The organism is Lachnoanaerobaculum sp. (assembly GCF_057250505.1).
Window position 1 is genome coordinate 1 of record NZ_DBHIEQ010000011.1, and the last position, 18,038, is coordinate 18,038.

16 protein-coding genes are annotated in these 18,038 nt (G+C 40.1%); 14 read left to right on the forward strand and 2 right to left on the reverse strand.

Annotated features, from left to right (window positions below):
• Positions 1–139 precede the first annotated feature (139 nt).
• From ACO6FI_RS06190 to ACO6FI_RS06200, 3 genes are all read left to right on the forward strand, one after another.
• A complete protein-coding gene (locus ACO6FI_RS06190) occupies positions 140–3,598 on the forward strand; it encodes a DNA polymerase III subunit alpha (RefSeq protein ID WP_485456587.1) in 3,459 nt (1,152 codons plus the stop codon).
• 122 nt (positions 3,599–3,720) lie between these two features.
• Positions 3,721–4,491, forward strand: a complete 771-nt coding sequence (locus ACO6FI_RS06195) for a P-loop NTPase (RefSeq protein ID WP_485456588.1) — start codon at positions 3,721–3,723, stop codon at positions 4,489–4,491.
• Positions 4,492–4,541: 50 nt separating this feature from the next.
• On the forward strand, positions 4,542–5,255 hold the full coding sequence (locus ACO6FI_RS06200) for a GTP pyrophosphokinase (RefSeq protein ID WP_060932027.1): 714 nt from the start codon (positions 4,542–4,544) through the stop codon (positions 5,253–5,255).
• 56 nt (positions 5,256–5,311) lie between these two features.
• Here the strand turns inward: ACO6FI_RS06200 and ACO6FI_RS06205 are convergent, their stop codons facing one another.
• Both ACO6FI_RS06205 and fumC read right to left on the reverse strand, forming a co-directional pair.
• On the reverse strand, positions 5,312–6,673 hold the full coding sequence (locus ACO6FI_RS06205) for an MATE family efflux transporter (RefSeq protein WP_485456589.1): 1,362 nt from the start codon (positions 6,671–6,673) through the stop codon (positions 5,312–5,314).
• Positions 6,674–6,695: 22 nt separating this feature from the next.
• Entirely contained in the window at positions 6,696–8,060 is a 1,365-nt protein-coding gene (gene fumC / locus ACO6FI_RS06210) for a class II fumarate hydratase (RefSeq protein ID WP_485456590.1), read from the reverse strand.
• Positions 8,061–8,165: 105 nt separating this feature from the next.
• Here fumC and lepB point away from each other — a divergent pair, with 105 nt between their 5' ends.
• From lepB to ACO6FI_RS06265, 11 genes are all read left to right on the forward strand, one after another.
• Complete coding sequence (lepB, locus tag ACO6FI_RS06215; RefSeq protein ID WP_485456591.1) at positions 8,166–8,696, forward strand: signal peptidase I; 531 nt, start codon at positions 8,166–8,168, stop codon at positions 8,694–8,696.
• Between the two features lie 19 nt (positions 8,697–8,715).
• On the forward strand, positions 8,716–9,555 hold the full coding sequence (gene ylqF / locus ACO6FI_RS06220; RefSeq protein ID WP_485456592.1) for a ribosome biogenesis GTPase YlqF: 840 nt from the start codon (positions 8,716–8,718) through the stop codon (positions 9,553–9,555).
• A gap of 6 nt (positions 9,556–9,561) precedes the next feature.
• Positions 9,562–10,206, forward strand: coding sequence for a ribonuclease HII (locus ACO6FI_RS06225; protein ID WP_485456593.1), 645 nt, complete (start codon positions 9,562–9,564; stop codon positions 10,204–10,206).
• Positions 10,199–10,540 (forward strand): YraN family protein, encoded by a 342-nt coding sequence (locus ACO6FI_RS06230; RefSeq protein ID WP_314445381.1) that lies wholly within the window; start codon positions 10,199–10,201, stop codon positions 10,538–10,540. Before ACO6FI_RS06225 ends, ACO6FI_RS06230 begins: the two co-directional genes overlap by 8 nt.
• Positions 10,537–11,388 carry a peptidoglycan editing factor PgeF gene (gene pgeF, locus ACO6FI_RS06235; RefSeq protein ID WP_485456594.1) on the forward strand — a complete coding sequence of 284 codons (852 nt, stop codon included), beginning with the start codon at positions 10,537–10,539 and terminating at the stop codon, positions 11,386–11,388. The genes ACO6FI_RS06230 and pgeF overlap by 4 nt, the downstream gene beginning before the upstream one ends.
• A gap of 103 nt (positions 11,389–11,491) precedes the next feature.
• Complete coding sequence (locus ACO6FI_RS06240) at positions 11,492–11,797, forward strand: hypothetical protein (RefSeq protein ID WP_009755598.1); 306 nt, start codon at positions 11,492–11,494, stop codon at positions 11,795–11,797.
• Between the two features lie 16 nt (positions 11,798–11,813).
• Positions 11,814–13,094: an aspartate aminotransferase type Ic gene (locus ACO6FI_RS06245; RefSeq protein ID WP_485456595.1), complete on the forward strand. Its 1,281-nt coding sequence runs from the start codon at positions 11,814–11,816 to the stop codon at positions 13,092–13,094.
• A gap of 2 nt (positions 13,095–13,096) precedes the next feature.
• Positions 13,097–14,734 carry an ABC-F family ATP-binding cassette domain-containing protein gene (locus ACO6FI_RS06250; protein WP_485456596.1) on the forward strand — a complete coding sequence of 546 codons (1,638 nt, stop codon included), beginning with the start codon at positions 13,097–13,099 and terminating at the stop codon, positions 14,732–14,734.
• A 1-nt stretch (position 14,735) separates the two neighbouring features.
• Positions 14,736–15,494 carry an exodeoxyribonuclease III gene (locus ACO6FI_RS06255; protein WP_485456597.1) on the forward strand — a complete coding sequence of 253 codons (759 nt, stop codon included), beginning with the start codon at positions 14,736–14,738 and terminating at the stop codon, positions 15,492–15,494.
• A 24-nt stretch (positions 15,495–15,518) separates the two neighbouring features.
• Entirely contained in the window at positions 15,519–17,324 is a 1,806-nt protein-coding gene (locus tag ACO6FI_RS06260; RefSeq protein ID WP_485456598.1) for a glycosidase, read from the forward strand.
• On the forward strand, positions 17,321–18,013 hold the full coding sequence (locus tag ACO6FI_RS06265; RefSeq protein ID WP_485456599.1) for a hypothetical protein: 693 nt from the start codon (positions 17,321–17,323) through the stop codon (positions 18,011–18,013). Before ACO6FI_RS06260 ends, ACO6FI_RS06265 begins: the two co-directional genes overlap by 4 nt.
• The last annotated feature ends 25 nt before the right edge of the window (positions 18,014–18,038 follow it).

Consider the following 18,038-nt stretch of genomic DNA (forward strand, 5'->3'; position numbering starts at 1 on the left):
TGTCAGGATATTTTTATTTAGTTCTGCGGGGAGTAGAAATGCTTATTTCCCGACAGCCCCATTGATTTTCACAGATACTCTCCAATTTCCTAAAATATGATATAATATATGATAAATACTTAATGAAAAAAGGAGGACTATGTCTTTTACACATTTACATGTACATACAGGGTATTCACTGCTTGACGGGTCCTGTAAGATAAAAGAGATAATAAGCCGTGCAAAGGAACTGAACATGACTTCACTGGCTATCACGGACCACGGTGTGATGTACGGAGTCATTGATTTTTATAAAGAAGCTAAGGCAAACGGTATAAAGCCGATACTTGGATGTGAGGTGTATGTAAGCCCTTCATCAAGATTTGAAAAACAGGCAAAGCAGGGTGATAGGTACTATCATCTTATTTTATTGGCAAAAAATAATAAAGGATATGAGAATCTTATAAAGATAGTGTCAAAAGGCTTTACTGAAGGGTTTTATTACAAGCCGAGAATAGATTTTGAGCTGCTGAAAGAATACCATGAGGGGATAATAGCTCTTTCAGCCTGTTTGGCGGGAGAGATACCGAAGCTTATATCAAGAGGCAGAGAAGATGATGCCAAAAAGGTGGCAAAAAAGTATAAAGATCTTTTTGGCGAAGGTAATTTCTATCTTGAACTGCAAAATCACGGTATACCTGAGCAAAAATTTGTAAATCAGTCACTTGTAAGGATAGGCAAGGAACTTGACATACCGCTTGTGGCAACCAATGATATCCACTATATCAATGCAGAAGACGCCACGGCACATGATATACTCTTATGCATACAGACCGGTAAGACGGTATCCGACCCTGACAGGATGAGATATGAGGGCGGACAATTCTTTTTAAAGTCTGAAGATGAGATGAAAGCATTGTTTCCTTATGCGCCTGAAGCTATTGAAAATACAGGTAAGATTGCAGATATGTGCAATGTGGATATAAAGTTCGGTGAGACCAAGTTGCCTGAGTATCAGGTGCCTGAGGATATGTCTGCCAAGGAGTACCTTGAGAGTCTATGTAAGAGAGGTTTTGAAAGAAACTACCCAAAAGATTATGAAAACCGCGAAGAGATAGAAAAGAGAATGTACTATGAGCTTGGAGTCATAGAGACAATGGGCTATATAGATTACTTTTTGATAGTTTGGGACTATATAAATTATGCAAGAAGTGTGGGAATATCTGTAGGACCGGGAAGAGGCTCGGCGGCAGGAAGTGTGGTATCGTATTGTCTGGGTATTACGGATATTGACCCTATCAAGTACAATCTTATCTTTGAGAGGTTTTTGAATCCCGAGAGAGTATCCATGCCCGATATAGATGTGGACTTTGCCGATGAGAGAAGAGGCGAGGTCATTGAATATGTGGTAAACAAATACGGCAGTGAGAGGGTGTGTCAGATAATAACATTCGGTACATTGCAGGCAAGAGGTGTTATCAGAGATGTGGGCAGGGCTATGGAGATTCCGTATGCCAGATGTGACAGAATTGCAAAGATGATACCGAGAGATAAGGATATCACACTTAGTTTGGCACTTGAAAGAAATAAAGAACTTAAAGAACTCTATGACGGTGACGAGGTGGTACATGAGCTTATTGATTATAGCTTAAAGCTTGAGGGTTTGCCAAGACATGCCAGTATGCATGCGGCAGGTGTTGTAATTTCAAAAAAAGCTGTTGAGGAGTATGTACCGCTTGCACTTGGAATTGATGATGCGGTGACAACACAGTTTACCATGACCACCTTGGAAGAGCTGGGGCTTTTGAAGATGGACTTTTTGGGACTTCGTACACTTACGGTACTTCAAAATGCCTTGGAGATGATAAAGAAAAATCACGGTGTGGATATTGACCTGAAAAAGATAGATTATGCGGATAAGAAGGTGTATGAGTTCATCTCTACCGGAAAGACCGACGCGGTGTTCCAGCTTGAAAGCGGCGGAATGCAAAGCTTTATGAAGAGGTTAAAGCCTGAAAATTTGGAAGATATTATTGCAGGTATCTCACTTTACCGTCCGGGTCCTATGGACTTTATACCGAAGTACATCGAAGGAAAGAATTCAAAGGGCAAGGTAAGCTATGATACCCCACAGCTGATTTCAATACTTGAGCCTACTTACGGCTGTATTGTATATCAGGAGCAGGTAATGCAGATAGTCAGAGACCTTGCAGGGTATACTATGGGCGGAAGTGATGAGGTTCGTCGTGCGATGAGTAAGAAAAAAGCTCATGTCATGGAGATGGAAAGAAAAAATTTCATCTACGGAAATGAAGAAAAGAACATTTCAGGCTGTATAAAAAACGGCATAGATGAAAAAATAGCAAATCGAATCTTTGACGAAATGATTGACTTTGCAAGCTATGCCTTCAACAAGTCACATGCCGCCTGCTATGCGGTGATTTCATATCAGACAGCCTATCTTAAGTACTATTATCCGAAAGAATTTATGGCGGCATCACTTACTTCAGTCAGTGACAATCCTGCCAAACTGTCTGAGTATATGGGCAGTCTTGCAGACATGGGTATTAAGATTTTGCCGCCTGATGTAAACCTTGGTGAGGGGGCTTTCAGTGTGGATAAAGACGGTATCAGATTCGGACTTGCCACTATAAAGGGAGTAGGTAAGGCTGTGGCGGATGCGTTGGTCAGAGAGAGGATATTTAACGGAAAATATCTGACACTTGAAAATTTCATCAACAGATTGCCGCAGAAGGATTTGAATAAGAGAAGTATTGAAAGTTTTATAAAGGCCGGTGCGCTTGACTGTCTGGACGGAAACAGACATGAAAAGATTTTGAATGCGGAGCTTTTGAGTGATAAAAAGTCCAAGGAGAGCAAGGCGACAATTCCGGGACAGATGTCGTTTTTTGATGTGGTGGCTGATGACGATAAGGACAGTTTTGTGTCCGAGATGATACATATAGAAGAGTACAAAAAAGAAGAACTTTTGAAGTATGAGATGGAAGTGCTGGGAATGTATGTAAGCGGTCATCCTTTGGAAGAGTATATCACGATGCTTGAAAAGTATGCCGATGCCAGAAGTATAGATTTTTATCCGGATGAGGATGGCAATATTTTACTTGAGTCGGGCAGGAAGGTGGTAGTCGGAGGTCTGCTTACCGAGGTGAATAAAAGGTTTACCAAAAAAGGCGATATGATGGCCATATGTACTCTGGAAGATATGTACGGAAGAATAGAACTTGTAGTATTTCCGAAGGCTTTTGAGGGCTACGGCAGCGAGCTGATTGAAGGCGGAAAGGTCTTTGTCAAAGGAAGAGTGGACACCTCGGGAGAGGAAGAAGGAAAGCTTATTGTAGATACTGTGAGAGAGTTCGGAAGAATAAAGAAAGAACTTTGGATACAGTATCCTGACAAAGTAAGCTATGAAGAGGACCTTGGCAACCTGCTTTCGGATATAGGTACATTAAACGGCAATGACAGCGTCATCATATATTTGAAAAAAGAGAGAGCAAAAAAGGACCTTGGAGGTGAATGGTGCGTGCCTGCAGACAAAGCTTGTGAGATTTTAGCGCAGAGACTCGGCAGTGAAAATGTAAAGGTGGTTGAGAAAATATAATACAGGCAGATTAAATACATGGAAAAATGTTGAGTCTTTTAGTATAATAATATGGTACCGAATTTCGGTACAAGATTTTGGTAAGAAAGGAAATCATAGACTTAGGTCTATGTGGTTTTAATATGGCAAATAATGAATTCAGGGAAGAGCTCGACCCTCAAAGCAGTGTAAACAAAGTTATAGGAATTGTCTCAGGAAAGGGAGGAGTAGGTAAGAGCCTTGTAACCTCTCTTATGGCTGTAAAGGCTATGACAAAGGGATTCAGAGTGGGTATTATTGATGCGGATATTACAGGACCTTCAATACCTAAGGCATTCGGACTTAGCGGAAAGCTTGGCGTGACATACGATCAGCTTATGGTTCCTGCAGTTACAAATACAGGAATCAATGTGGTAAGTACAAACCTTATTTTGGAGAATGAGACGGACCCTGTTATATGGAGAGGTCCTGTAATAGCAGGTGTTGTAAAGCAGTTTTGGAAGGATACCGTATGGAATAATATCGACTACATGTTTGTGGATATGCCTCCGGGTACGGGAGATGTTCCGCTTACAGTATTCCAGTCAATACCTGTAGACGGCATAATAATAGTTACAAGTCCGCAGGAGTTGGTTTCAATGATTGTTACCAAGGCTGTAAATATGGCTAAGAAGATGAATGTACCTATACTCGGTCTGGTTGAGAATATGAGCTATTTTGAGTGCCCTGACTGCGGACACAGACATGAGATATTCGGTAAGAGCCACATTGATGAAATTGCAAAAAAAGAGGGACTTAAAGTTCTGGCAAAGATCCCGATTGACCCTGAGGTTGCAAAGCAGGTTGATGCCGGTCTTGTAGAATATGTGAAGGCACCTTGGCTTGATGAAGCGGCTGATTCTATTTTAAAATAAAATTTTGATGTGGACAGGTTTATTTTGCCCACATACAGGCGGGAGATCTTATGTATATATCAAACAATCCGAATAACGAGTTGGAACAGTCCATTGTACAGGTTCCTGATTTGGTACAGATACCGGATGAAATACATGAAATGGCACAGAAATTTCAGGAAGCAATGATGATGTACACCTGTGCTATCAGAGAGGTGAAAACAAAGCTTGAAGTTTTAAATGATGAGCTTTCAGTAAAGAACAGGAGAAATCCTATTGAGGTGATAAAATCCAGAGTAAAAAAGCCTAAGAGCATAGTGGAAAAGTTGAAAAGGCGAGGACTGCCTCTGACACTTGAATCCATAGTAAAAAATCTGGACGATGTGGCAGGTATCAGAGTCATATGTTCATTTCTTGACGATATTTATGAAGTTGCCGATATGCTTACAAGGCAGGATGATGTAAAGCTTATTGCAGTCAAGGACTATATAAAGAAACCTAAAGAGAACGGATACCGTTCCTATCATCTTATAATTGAAATACCTGTATTTTTCTCGGATAAAAAGCAGCCTATGAGAGTGGAAGTACAGATAAGGACAATTGCTATGGATTTTTGGGCAAGCCTTGACCATCAGTTGAAGTATAAGAAAGAGTTTATTGACTCGGAGGATGTGGAAAGACAGCTGAAAGAATGTGCAGATGTAATAGCAGGCACGGATGTACAGATGCTTAATATAAGAAAGAATATAGAGTCAAGGGGCATAGAGATAAGAAAACCCCGATAAAAAGACGGTAATAAAGAGTTGGTGTAACTTGAAAATGAGTCGCACCAGCCCTTTTTTTAGTATATATTATTTTTTAACCAACGCCTCATCTTGCTGAATAAAAACATATATATGATAAACAATATACTTGTGGTTACCCATGAGAGCGGATAAGCCCAAAGTATGGTGAATATATTCGGGTACTTAGGTACCATTATTATTATCCATGCTATTCTGAGTACACATACGCCGCTTGCAGTCATTATCATAGGTATCCAGCTGTCTCCGATACCGCGAAGCGAGCCTGAGAATATCTCGATGGTGATATAGGTCGGGAAGGCGACCACCATAAAGTTGAGCATATCTGTACCTATATCAAGTACGCTTTTATCAGCTGTAAACAGTGTATAGATACTTCTGCCGAAAAGCTTCAGTAAGAGCATAACTATTCCGGTAATCACAACAGAAAGAATCATTCCGTGTATGATACCTTTTTTAACTCTTTCTTTATTGCCGTAGCCGAAGTTTTGTCCTGTAAATGTGGTTACTGAGATGCCGAGTGACTGTATTGTCATCCAAAACAGTGTATCTATTTTGCCGTAGGCTGTGAATGCGGCAATGGTATCGGTTCCCAGAGTGTTGATAGAGGCCTGTATAAGTATATTTGCAATAGTATACATTGCGGATTGCATTCCTGCGGCAGTGCCTATGCTGACCATCTTTCTTAACTCTGAGAAGTTGATATGAAGCTTTCTTATAAAAAGTCTCAGCGCGTCCTTTCTGCGTGAAAGCACTACTATAACAAGTATTGCACTGACTACCTGCGAGGTGACTGTGGCAATGGCCGCTCCGACCACGCCCATACTCAGATATTTTATCAAAAGTATATCAAGTATTATATTGATAAAGCAGCTGATAATAAGAAAAATCAGCGGAGTCTTTGAATCACCTACAGCTCTTAAAAGTCCTGCACCCATGTTGTAGATAAGGTTCGGTGCAAGTCCGAGGAAGTAGATTTGAAGATACGGGATTGCCATAGGCATTATATTTTCAGGCACATTCATATATGAGAGCATAGTCTTTGAAAATATGGTACCCAATATACTTACCACTATACCTACTATAAGCGAGAACATAATTGCCGTGTGTACACATTCACTTACAAGTCTGTGGTTCTTGGCACCGAAGTGCTGCGAAATAATTACACTGAATCCTGACGAGAGACCGACGAATATTCCGATAAAGAGGTTTATCAGTGTACTTGTAGTACCTCCTACCGCCGCAAGCCCCAGCTTTCCTACATTCTGTCCCACTATGACCGCATCGGCGGTGTTGTAGAGCTGCTGAAAGAATGTTCCCAGCAGTATCGGAAAGAAGAATAATAAAAGCTGTGCGGTTATATTGCCCTTTGTCATGTCAGGACTTTTTGTTTTTGCCATATAAATCCTTTCTAAATCCTTTCTATACCATTTCTTCAGGTTTAAAAACCTTATCAAACTCTTCTTCAGTCATTAAGTCAAGTTTTAAAGTAGCTTCTTTCAGTGATATATTTTCTTTATGTGCAAGCTTTGCAACCTTTGCTGCCGACTCATAGCCGATATACGGGCTGATGGCGGTTACAAGCATCAGTGAATTGTGAAGATTTTCATGCATTTTTTGTCTGTTTGCCTTTATTCCGCATACACAGTGTACTCTGAAAGATTCCATACCGTCAGACAGAAGTCTTACGGACTGTAGGAAGTTGTGAATAAGTACAGGCATGAAAACATTCAGCTCAAAATTACCCTGACTTGAAGCCATATTTACTGCGACATTATTTGCCATGACCTGTACACATACCATAGTAATGGATTCACACTGTGTAGGATTTACTTTGCCGGGCATTATAGAACTTCCGGGTTCGTTTTCAGGTATAAATATTTCACCGAGTCCGCATCTTGGACCGCTTGAGAGCCATCTGATATCATTGGCTATTTTCATAAGGTCCGTTGCCAGTGAAGATAAGCCGCCGTGTACAAATGAAAGCTCCGACTTTGAGGTAAGAGCGTGAAACTTGTTACTATCCGTGATAAATTCCTTACCTGTAAGCTTTGAAATATTTTTTGCTACAGATATGTCAAAGCCCTTAGGACAGTTAAGTCCGGTACCCACGGCTGTGGCTCCGAGTGCAAGCTTTTTTATAAACTCAAGAGAGGCATTTATCTGATTACAGTCATTTTCAAGTGAAGCTCTCCAGCCGCTGATTTCCTGTGAGAAAGCTATCGGAGTGGCATCCTGCAAATGTGTCCTGCCTGATTTTACGATGCCTGCATTCTCCTCTTCAAGCTTTTTAAAAGCAAGTATAAGTTCATTAAGTGACGGCAGTAATTTATCGCTGATTTCAATCAATGCCGCTATATGCATTGCGGCAGGAAATGTATCATTTGAGCTTTGTGACATATTCACATCGTCGTTGGGGTGAAGTAATCTCTTACCTGCGAGTTCATTGCCTCTGTTTGTAATGACTTCGTTGACATTCATATTGCTCTGAGTGCCGCTGCCGGTCTGCCATACCGAAAGCGGAAAATGCTCATCAAGTTTTCCATCAAGTATTTCTTTACAAACGGCGTTTATTATATCCGCCTTTTCTTTTGAAAGCTTACCAAGCTCATTATTTGTTGCGGCACAGGCCGCTTTCAGATATGCAAATGCTCTTATAACTTCAAGCGATATCTTCTCGGTGCCTATTTTAAAGTTTGACAGACTTCTGGCTGTCTGCGCGCCGAAATATTTGTCCGCTTCCACCTCTATATTTCCCATAGAGTCATGCTCGATACGATATTCCATAGTTTTCTCCTATATGCTATAATAAAACGAAGTTCCTAAAGAGAACTTTAATACAGTACTATACAGTAGTTTAACAAAAAACAGAATAAAAAAATAGGGCAAGAGATGAAAATAAAGAAACAGGAATCGAAATTTTTAATTGTACTTGATACTCTTATGCAACTGGCGGTGATACTTTCACTTGCCTGGTTTGTAGTGTTCATATTCGGAGACAGAACATATATGGTGGGGCAGTCAATGTCGCCGCAGATAGAGCAGGGTGAAGCGGCGCTTATAAACAAGGCGGCATACACATTCTTTAAACCGAAAAGATTTGATGTAATAGCATTTAAAAACAGAGACGGCAGAGTATGTATCAGAAGAGTTATAGGTCTTCCGGGTGAGACGGTAAATATAAAGGACGGCTATGTCTATATAAACGGAAAGGCGCTTGAGAAGTTTAGTGAAGCGAGTACAGGAGGTTTGGCCTCAGAAGAGATACAGCTTATGTCAAAGGAGTATTTTGTACTTGGCGATAACAGAGTGGGAAGTGAAGATTCCAGAACTTCCACTATAGGCAATATAACAAAGGATATGATAATAGGTAATGCATGGTTAAGATTGTTGCCTATAAAAAGAATAGGTTTTATCAGATAAATATACGAAAGGATTTTTTATGAAAATACAGTGGTATCCGGGGCATATGACCAAGGCAAAGCGTGCCATGTCAGATGCCATAAAACTTGTGGATATTATTATAGAGATGACAGATGCCAGAGCTCCCGAAGCTACAAGAAACCCCGAGATAACGGGGCTTGGCACAGGCAAGTCAAGAATTATCATACTGAATAAGGCGGATTTGGCGGATGAAAATGCCAATATAAGATGGGCAAGTTATTATAAGGAGAAGGGCTATGAGTGTATGTTCATGGACTCCAGGCAAAAAAACGGTGTAAACTCACTTATAAAAGCGATAGAGAATGTGTCTAAGGATAAGAGAGAGCGAGATGCCAAAAGAGGTATAAAGAACAGACCGGTAAGGGCGATGGTTGCAGGTATTCCGAATGTCGGAAAGTCGACTCTTATCAATACCGTTTCAGGAAGAGCTATGGCAAAGACAGGCAATAAGCCGGGTGTGACCAAGGGCAATCAGTGGATAAAGCTTAAAGGTCAGGTGGAACTTTTGGACACTCCGGGTATACTGTGGCCGAAGTTTGAAGATGAGAGAGTCGGAGAGATAATTGCATTTATCGGCTCTATAAACGATATGATTATAGATATCAGAGAACTTGGACTTGAACTTATCAAATGGCTTTTAAAAAACAGGCCTGAAGTTTTGGAAGAAAGATTTGATATTAAAGAAGGCAAAGATGAGAATGCCGTCCTTATAAAGATAGCTACCGTAAGAGGATGTACCAAAAAGGGAGGAGAACTTGACTATGACAAGGCGGCTTCCGTTTTAGTAAACGAGTTCAGGTCGGGTAAGCTTGGCAGAATCACATTACAGATGCCGTAGGTGTATATGAGAAAAATAAGTGAAGAAAAGCTTGCTCTTGAGAGACAAAGACTTGAGGGCATGAGAGAATTTGAAAATAAATACAGTGATTTGGGAGCGGTTGCAGGTATAGACGAGGCAGGCAGAGGACCGCTTGCAGGACCTGTGGTTGCGGCTGCGGTTATATTGCCGAAGGATATATTCTTGCCGTTTTTGAACGACTCAAAGAAGGTAACCGAAAAAAGAAGAGATGTGCTGTTTGATCAGATAAAACAGGAGGCGATTGCTTACGGAATAGGTATTGCCTCAAACGCACTTATAGATGAGATAAACATATTGCAGGCCACATATGAAGCTATGAGAGAGGCGATATCAAAGCTTAGTAAGACACCTGATATTTTGCTTGTGGACGCGGTGCATATACCTGATATAAATATAAAGCAGGTGGGCATAGTAAAGGGAGATGCAAAGAGTGTCAATATCGCGGCTGCAAGCATACTTGCAAAGGTGACAAGAGACAGACTGATGCTTGAATATGACAAAATCTACCCTGAGTATGGATTTGCTTCCAATAAGGGATACGGTACAGCCAAGCATATAGAAGCTCTGAAAGCGTACGGTGCCTGTGATATACACAGAAGATCTTTTATAGGAAACTTTGTCTGTGAATAAGCGTAAGATAGGAAGCCTCGGAGAGGATATGGCTGTGGAGTTTTTAAAAAGCCGCGGAGTAAAAATTTTGGAGAGAAATTATCAAAACAGATTCGGTGAAATAGACATCATAGCAAGGGAAGATAATACACTGCTTTTTATAGAAGTAAAATACAGAAAGAATCAGAGCTTCGGTTATCCGCTTGAGGCTGTAGATTTTAAAAAACGGCAAAAGATAAAAAATATGGCAAGGTTTTTCTTAAATGAAAATCATTACTTTAATATGAACATAAGATTTGACTGCATAGGTATAATGGGGTCAAATATAGACTGGGTAAAAGGAGCGTTTTATTGAAGATAGTAAAAAAGAATGATAAGAATATTTTGACACTCAAAAGAGCAAAAAACGGTGTGGAGTATCTGTCATTTGACGCATTGGAAAAATATGATAATATAGTGCAGGGCTTTTCCACAAAGATAGGCGGAGTAAGTACAGGTGTGTATGCGACCATGAACCTAAGTTTCAGCAGAGAGCCGGACAATAGGGAAGGCGTACTTGAAAACTACAAAAGAATGGCAAAAGCTCTGGGTGTGAAGCTTGAAAGCTTTACTTTATCTTATCAGGAACATTCCACCAATGTAAGAGTGGTGAGTGCGGCCGATAAGGGCAAGGGAGTGCTGTTTGAGAGAGACTACAGAAATATTGACGGACTTATAACAAATGAAAGGGGCATTACATTAGGAGCTTTTTTTGCAGACTGTATTCCCCTTTATTTTTATGACAGGGTAAATAATGTAATCGGGCTGGCACATTCAGGCTGGAGAGGCACCTGTAAAAGAATGGGTGCGGTTATGGTAGAAGAGATGAACAGGCATTTTGGCAGTATGGCGGAGGATATAATTGCCTGCATAGGTCCGGGCATATGTGCGGACTGCTATCAGGTAAGCACGGATGTGTATGAGGAGTTTTCAAAAAACTTTGATAAAGCGGATATGGATAATATATTCAGAGAAGACGGTGAGGACCACTTCAGGCTGTCACTTTGGAAAGCCAATGAAAAAGTATTAAAAGATGCCGGAATACCTGAGGAGAATATATTTACTTCCAATATATGCACCGCCTGCAATAAAGAACTTTTGTATTCACACAGAGTGATGGGCGAGAAGAGAGGTAATATGGCTGCATTTATGGCGCTGAGATGATTTTCCATCGGATACGGTCAAAAAAAAGCCCGATATATCAGCTTTTACTTGCTAAAACTCATTTAAGTATTTATACTATGTATATTTGAATAAAGGAGGCTATATGGAAGATTTTTTCAAGAAATTAAGCATATATGGAAGTATTGCAAAAGAAGAAGGACAGAAGATAGCACAGTCGGCTTTGAACAAGGGTAAAGAATTGGCCGATATAACAAAGCTGAAAAGAGACATAAAGATAGAAGAAGATATTATAAAGTCATACAAAATGGTTATCGGTGAGTATGTAGCCGCCAATGACCTTTTGAGAGAAGACGAGCTTGTATTTGACCAAAGATCAAAGATCTTAAAGAGTCAGGAAAAGCTTGAAGAGTTGAAGGAAAAGCTTGAGGAAATAAGCAAAAATAAGTAGTTAGGAGATTATAAAGATGCCATACGCAGATTTGACAAAAGAAGAATTGATGGAATTAAAGAAAAGCCTGAAGGCTGAATATAAGGCTATGCAGGCTAAAGACTTGAAACTTGACATGAGCAGAGGAAAGCCTTCACAGGAGCAGCTTGATATCTCAATGGGACTTATGGATGTGCTTTCATCGGATGCGGACCTTATGAGTGAGAACGGCTCGGACTGCAGAAACTACGGTGTACTTGACGGTATCCTTGAGGCGAAGGAACTTATGGGAGATATGATGGAAGTTCCGGCAGACAACCTTATCATCTACGGAAACTCAAGTCTTAATGTAATGTATGACTGTATTTCAAGATCATATACACATGGAGTAATGGGTTCAACACCTTGGTGTAAGCTTGACAAAGTAAAATTCCTTTGTATTGTACCGGGATATGACAGACATTTTGCAATAACCGAGTACTTCGGTTTTGAGAATGTATGTATACCGATGCTTGAGAGCGGTCCTGATATGGACATGATAGAAGAACTTGTACAAAACGACGATTCAATAAAGGGAATCTGGTGCGTGCCTAAGTATTCAAATCCTACAGGAAACTCATACTCGGACGAAGTTGTAAGAAGATTTGCAAGATTAAAACCTGCAGCTAAGGATTTCAGAATTTACTGGGATAATGCTTATACAATTCACCATCTCTATGACCTTGACCAGGATCATCTTATAGAGATTTTAGCCGAGTGTAAGAGAGCCGGAAATCCGGACCTTGTATATAAGTTCGCTTCAACATCAAAGGTTACATTCCCGGGCTCGGGTATTGCGGCACTTGCCACATCACATAACAACCTTGAGGATATAAAGAAGCAGTTGAAGATGCAGACAATCGGACATGACAAGGTAAATCAGCTTAGACATGTAAGATATTTTAAGGATATCCACGGTATGGTTGAGCATATGAAAAAGCATGCAAACTCACTCAGACCTAAGTTTGAGATGGTGCTTGATACACTTGAGAGCGAGCTTGGCGGACTTGGAATAGCAAGTTGGACAAAGCCGAAGGGCGGATACTTCATATCATTTGATACTATGGACGGATGTGCAAAGGAAGTAGTGTCAAAATGTAAGAAAGCAGGAGTTGTACTTACAGGAGCGGGAGCTACATTCCCGGGCGGGAACGATCCTCATGACAAGAATATTCGTATCGCTCCGTCATTCCCACCTGTAGGTGATTTGGAGATAGCCGCAAAGCTTCTTTGCCTTTGTACAAAGATGGCGGCGGTTGATAAACTCTTAGGAGAATAATAATGATAAGTGCAAATGGAATAACCCTTAGATTAGGAAAGAAAGCCCTTTTTGAAGATGTTAATATAAAGTTTACACCGGGCAACTGTTACGGACTTATAGGTGCCAACGGTGCCGGAAAGTCTACATTCTTAAAGATACTTTCAGGACAGATAGAGCCTACCAACGGTGATGTGGTTATAACACCGGGAGAGAGACTTTCATTCTTAGAGCAGGATCATTTCAAATATGATGCATATACGGTTTTAGATACTGTAATCATGGGAAATGCAAGACTGTATGAGATAATGAAGGAAAAGGATGCAATATATGCAAAACCTGATTTTACCGAAGAAGACGGTATAAAGGCGGCTGACCTTGAGGGTGAGTTTGCCAATATGAACGGCTGGGAGGCGGAGTCTGATGCTGCCGCACTTTTAAACGGACTTGGCGTGGATACCGAGCATCACTATACATTGATGAGCGATATGCCTTCAAACCTTAAGGTAAAGGTACTTCTTGCAAAGGCACTCTTCGGTAATCCGGACATACTTTTGCTTGACGAGCCTACAAACCACCTTGACTTGGACGCTATTGCATGGCTTGAAGAGTTCCTTATCAACTTTGAGAACACTATCATAGTCGTATCTCATGACAGATATTTCCTCAATAAAGTCTGTACAATGATTGCGGATATCGACTACGGTAAGATACAGCTCTATGCCGGAAACTATGATTTCTGGTACGAGTCAAGCCAGCTTATGGTTCGCCAGATGAAGGAAGCCAACAGAAAGAAAGAAGAAAAGATTAAGGAGTTGCAGGAATTTATTCAAAGATTCTCCGCAAATGCTTCAAAGTCAAAGCAGGCTACTTCAAGAAAGAGAGCTTTGGAAAAGATTGAGCTTGACGATATCAAGCCTTCATCAAGAAAGTATCCTTATATAGACTTCAGACCGAACAGAGAGATAGGAAATGAGGTGCTTACCGTTGAGAATCTTTCAAAGACTATTGACGGTGAGAAAATCCTTGACAATATAAGCTTTGTGTTAAACAGAGAGGACAAGGTGGCACTTGTAGGACCTAATGAGAAGGCAAAGACGGTGCTGTTTAAGATACTTGCAGGAGAGATGGAGCCTGACAGCGGAAGCTATAAATGGGGGCTTACCACTACACAGAGCTATTTCCCTAAGGATAATACAAAGGATTTCTCAGGTGATGAGACAATAGTTGACTGGCTTACAAAATATTCTGAAATCAAGGATGCTACATATGTAAGAGGCTTCCTCGGCAGAATGCTCTTTGCAGGTGAAGACGGTGTAAAGAAGGTAAATGTGCTTTCAGGTGGTGAGAAGGTGCGCTGTATGCTCTCAAAACTTATGATAAGCGGAGCAAATGTGCTTATCCTTGACGAGCCTACCGACCACCTTGATATGGAGTCTATTACGGCACTCAACACAGGACTTGAGAAGTTCAAGGGTGTGCTGATATTCTCATCAAGGGACCATCAGGTAGTACAGACTACAGCCAACAGAATCATGGAGATTATAAACGGAAGTCTTATAGATAAGATTACCACATATGATGAGTACCTTGACTCCGACGAGATGGCAAGAAAGAGATTCACATACACAGTTTCTGCAGATGAAGAGAGTGACGACTGATATGAAAAAGATGATTTCATGGAATGTCAACGGTCTCAGAGCGGCTGTGACAAAGGGATTTTTGGATTTTTTCAGAGATATTGATGCGGATATATTCTGTATACAGGAGTCAAAGCTCTCGGAAGGTCAGATAGAGCTTGATCTTCCGGGATACTATGACTACTGGAACTATGCGCAAAAAAAAGGTTACTCAGGTGTGGCAATATTTACCAAGGATAAGCCTCTCAATGTGACTTACGGTATCGGAATAGAGGAACATGACAATGAGGGCAGAGTGATTACGGCGGAGTATGAAGACTTTTATATGGTTACCTGTTATACTCCGAACTCTCAAAGAGGACTTACAAGGCTTGAGTACAGAATGACTTGGGAGGACGCTTTCCTTAAGTACATTTTGGAACTTGAAAAGAATAAGCCTGTAATATTCTGTGGTGATTTGAATGTGGCACATACGGAAATAGATCTTAAAAATCCGAAGACAAACAGAAAAAATGCCGGGTTTACAGACGAGGAGAGGGCAAAGATGGATATTATTTTGTCCTCAGGTTTTGTAGACAGTTTCAGAGTTTTATACCCTGACAAGACGGATGCTTACTCATGGTGGTCCTATATGGGAGGCGCCAGAGCAAAAAATGTCGGTTGGCGTATTGACTATTTTATAGTATCTGCTAAATTAAAAGATAGAATAAAAGAAGCCAAGATTCACAGCGAAATCTTCGGCTCAGACCATTGTCCGGTAGAACTGGATATAGAAATATAATATGTATACTTAAAGGAGGTCGTTATGGCAGTAAGAGTTGACAGAGATAAGAGTTTTTATTATCCGACAGGAATTACCGTCACGCCCTCTTTTTTTTGCATAAAGGTTATAAGAAAGTGTAAGAGACTTTATATAAACCTTTATGAGAGAAATATGGAAGAGGCGGTGGAAAAAATAGAGTTTCCGCCTGAATCACGAATAGGTGATGTTTGGTTTATGCAGGTGGATATGCGCCTGAAAAAGAACATCGAGTATGCGCTTGAAGACGAGAAAGGGCTGTTTGCGGATGAGTACGGCAAAAGCTTTTCAGGAAGAGACAGCTTCGGAAAAGTAAGTCTGATAGACAATCCGAGAAGAAGCCCTGTATATATAGCCGCTTTTGAATGGGGAAATGACCTTGAAAATGTGAAGGATATAGAGGATAAGTCTTTAGATTCCTCATTTATATACAGACTTCACGCAAGGGGATTTACAAAGTCAAATACTTCAAGGATAGTGGACAAGGGTACATTTAAAGGAATTCTTGAAAAGGTTGATTATCTGAAAGAAATCGGAGCGGATTTTATAGATATAATGCCGGCCACAGAGTTTGACGAGTTTATAAGAAGCGCCGGAAGCTTTTTCTCACTGTTTGACAAGGAAAAGAAAGAGAAAAAAGAGAAGATAACTCTCAATTATTGGGGATATACAAACAGCCTTAATTTTGCGCCTAAGGCAAGCTATGCCACAAGAAGATACAGAAATCCTGTAAATGAGTATAAGGCTATGGTAAAGTCCATGCATGAAGCAGGAATAGGAGTTATACAGGAATTTTTCTTTGACAGAAAAAGTATCAGCTATATTATAGATGTACTCAGATTTTGGAAGCTTGAATATCATATAGACGGTTTTCATCTTGCAGGAGTCAACTACTGTGACGAGATTGTAAAAGATCCGTATCTTCTCGATTCTAAGTTTATTTTTTCAAATAAGATATATGATATCAGATCCGCCAATATTATCTCCATGGACTATGACTATATGAACAATATGAGAAAGTACCTAAAGGGTGATGAGGGCATGGTTCCTTTCGTCTCAAATGTTCTTAGCGGAAAGAACGGTTATATGAATTTTATTGCGGATGTCAACGGATTTTCACTGGCGGATATATACAGGTATGACTATAAGCACAATGAAGACAACGGTGAGGACAATGCGGACGGCTCAAATATGAACTTCTCATGGAACTGCGGTTTTGAGGGAGATACAAAGAAACTGCAGGTAATGAATCTTAGAAAGAGAATGTATCTGAATGCAATCTTTCTTTTGATGATTTCAAGAGGTGCCATAGGGGTGTGCAGCGGCGATGAAGTTTTACAGTCAAAGGGCGGCAATAACAATACCTACTGTCAGGACAATGATACAAACCATTTTAACTGGAAGCTTGTAAACAAGAACAAGGATTTTCTACACTTTTTTAGAGAAATGCTTGACTTTAGAAGAAAGTATATTCTGACAAATGATGATAAGCATAAGATTTCCATACACGGAATGCAGGTTTGGAAACCTGACTTTGAGTATTACAACAGGCAGATGGGAGTACTTATAGAAGGAAAACAGGATGTATATATTATTTTAAATATGCATTGGGACAGCCACGAGTTTTCACTCCCTACTATAAAGAGGGGAAGCGCTTGGAATGTGCTTGTAAATACAGCCGATATAAATTTACCTTTTAAGAAAGAAGTTGTTAAGGCCAAAAATCAGAGAACAATATCTGTTGAAGGCAGAAGCTGTATGGTACTTATTGCTAAAGAAGATAAAAAGGCGGATGTAAGAAAGAAGGTATGAATGTAATTATTATAGCGGCAGTTGCGGTAGCGATAATAGCGGTTTCTCTAATGATGAATATATCAAAGCCTAAAAGTTCTGACGATGATATGGCTGAATACTCAAAGTCTAAAGGGGATAAAAAAGAGTTTTCAAAGCCAAGCCTTAAAAAAGGATTTCAGGAAGAGGCAAGTGTAAAATGCATGGTTGCAAATGCTACCTGTTCACGCTTAAAATATATGGATTTTAAAGGCGATATTTATGATGTAAAGTATGACGGTAAAAATGTGAACATCGAAAGAGAAACCGAGAAAGATGATACATTAAAGGATTATAAGATAGAAAAGGCCTATATGCAGGGAGGTTTTTCTCTTATAGAGGGCAATGAAACAGCCGAGAGAATAAATAACTTCAATCAAAATATGAAGCATATAAGGATTTATGATAAAGACGACAATGAGTATAAGTCTATAACCTTTAAGCAGGGTATAAATGATTTTGTCGATATAAAAACTCTTGATGAACTTTGCGACTTTTTGAAAAAAGAGCTTCCACAGGGCAGTATCATTCTGGATAAACTTGTAAAAATAGGATTCGGAAAGAGAAACTTGTGGACAACCTTTAGCTATGACTACGGGGATGGAAGAAGTAAAGTTATTAAAAAAGATGACACACTGAAGTTTGAAGATTTATTTGAAAGATGGGAATAAAATTTTTTATAAGATAGGGCCTTTT

Bases quoted from the DNA above. Each gene is read 5' to 3' on its own strand.
- ACO6FI_RS06200 (WP_060932027.1), top strand. From the start codon at position 4,542: ATGTATATATCAAACAATCCGAATAACGAGTTGGAACAGTCCATTGTA.
- ACO6FI_RS06255 (WP_485456597.1), top strand. From the start codon at position 14,736: ATGAAAAAGATGATTTCATGGAATGTCAACGGTCTCAGAGCGGCTGTG.
- ACO6FI_RS06240 (WP_009755598.1), top strand. From the start codon at position 11,492: ATGGAAGATTTTTTCAAGAAATTAAGCATATATGGAAGTATTGCAAAA.
- lepB (WP_485456591.1), top strand. From the start codon at position 8,166: ATGAAAATAAAGAAACAGGAATCGAAATTTTTAATTGTACTTGATACT.
- ACO6FI_RS06265 (WP_485456599.1), top strand. From the start codon at position 17,321: ATGAATGTAATTATTATAGCGGCAGTTGCGGTAGCGATAATAGCGGTT.
- ACO6FI_RS06250 (WP_485456596.1), top strand. From the start codon at position 13,097: ATGATAAGTGCAAATGGAATAACCCTTAGATTAGGAAAGAAAGCCCTT.
- ACO6FI_RS06225 (WP_485456593.1), top strand. From the start codon at position 9,562: ATGAGAAAAATAAGTGAAGAAAAGCTTGCTCTTGAGAGACAAAGACTT.
- ACO6FI_RS06190 (WP_485456587.1), top strand. From the start codon at position 140: ATGTCTTTTACACATTTACATGTACATACAGGGTATTCACTGCTTGAC.
- ACO6FI_RS06260 (WP_485456598.1), top strand. From the start codon at position 15,519: ATGGCAGTAAGAGTTGACAGAGATAAGAGTTTTTATTATCCGACAGGA.
- ACO6FI_RS06195 (WP_485456588.1), top strand. From the start codon at position 3,721: ATGGCAAATAATGAATTCAGGGAAGAGCTCGACCCTCAAAGCAGTGTA.
- ACO6FI_RS06205 (WP_485456589.1), bottom strand. From the start codon at position 6,673: ATGGCAAAAACAAAAAGTCCTGACATGACAAAGGGCAATATAACCGCA.
- ylqF (WP_485456592.1), top strand. From the start codon at position 8,716: ATGAAAATACAGTGGTATCCGGGGCATATGACCAAGGCAAAGCGTGCC.
- ACO6FI_RS06245 (WP_485456595.1), top strand. From the start codon at position 11,814: ATGCCATACGCAGATTTGACAAAAGAAGAATTGATGGAATTAAAGAAA.
- fumC (WP_485456590.1), bottom strand. From the start codon at position 8,060: ATGGAATATCGTATCGAGCATGACTCTATGGGAAATATAGAGGTGGAA.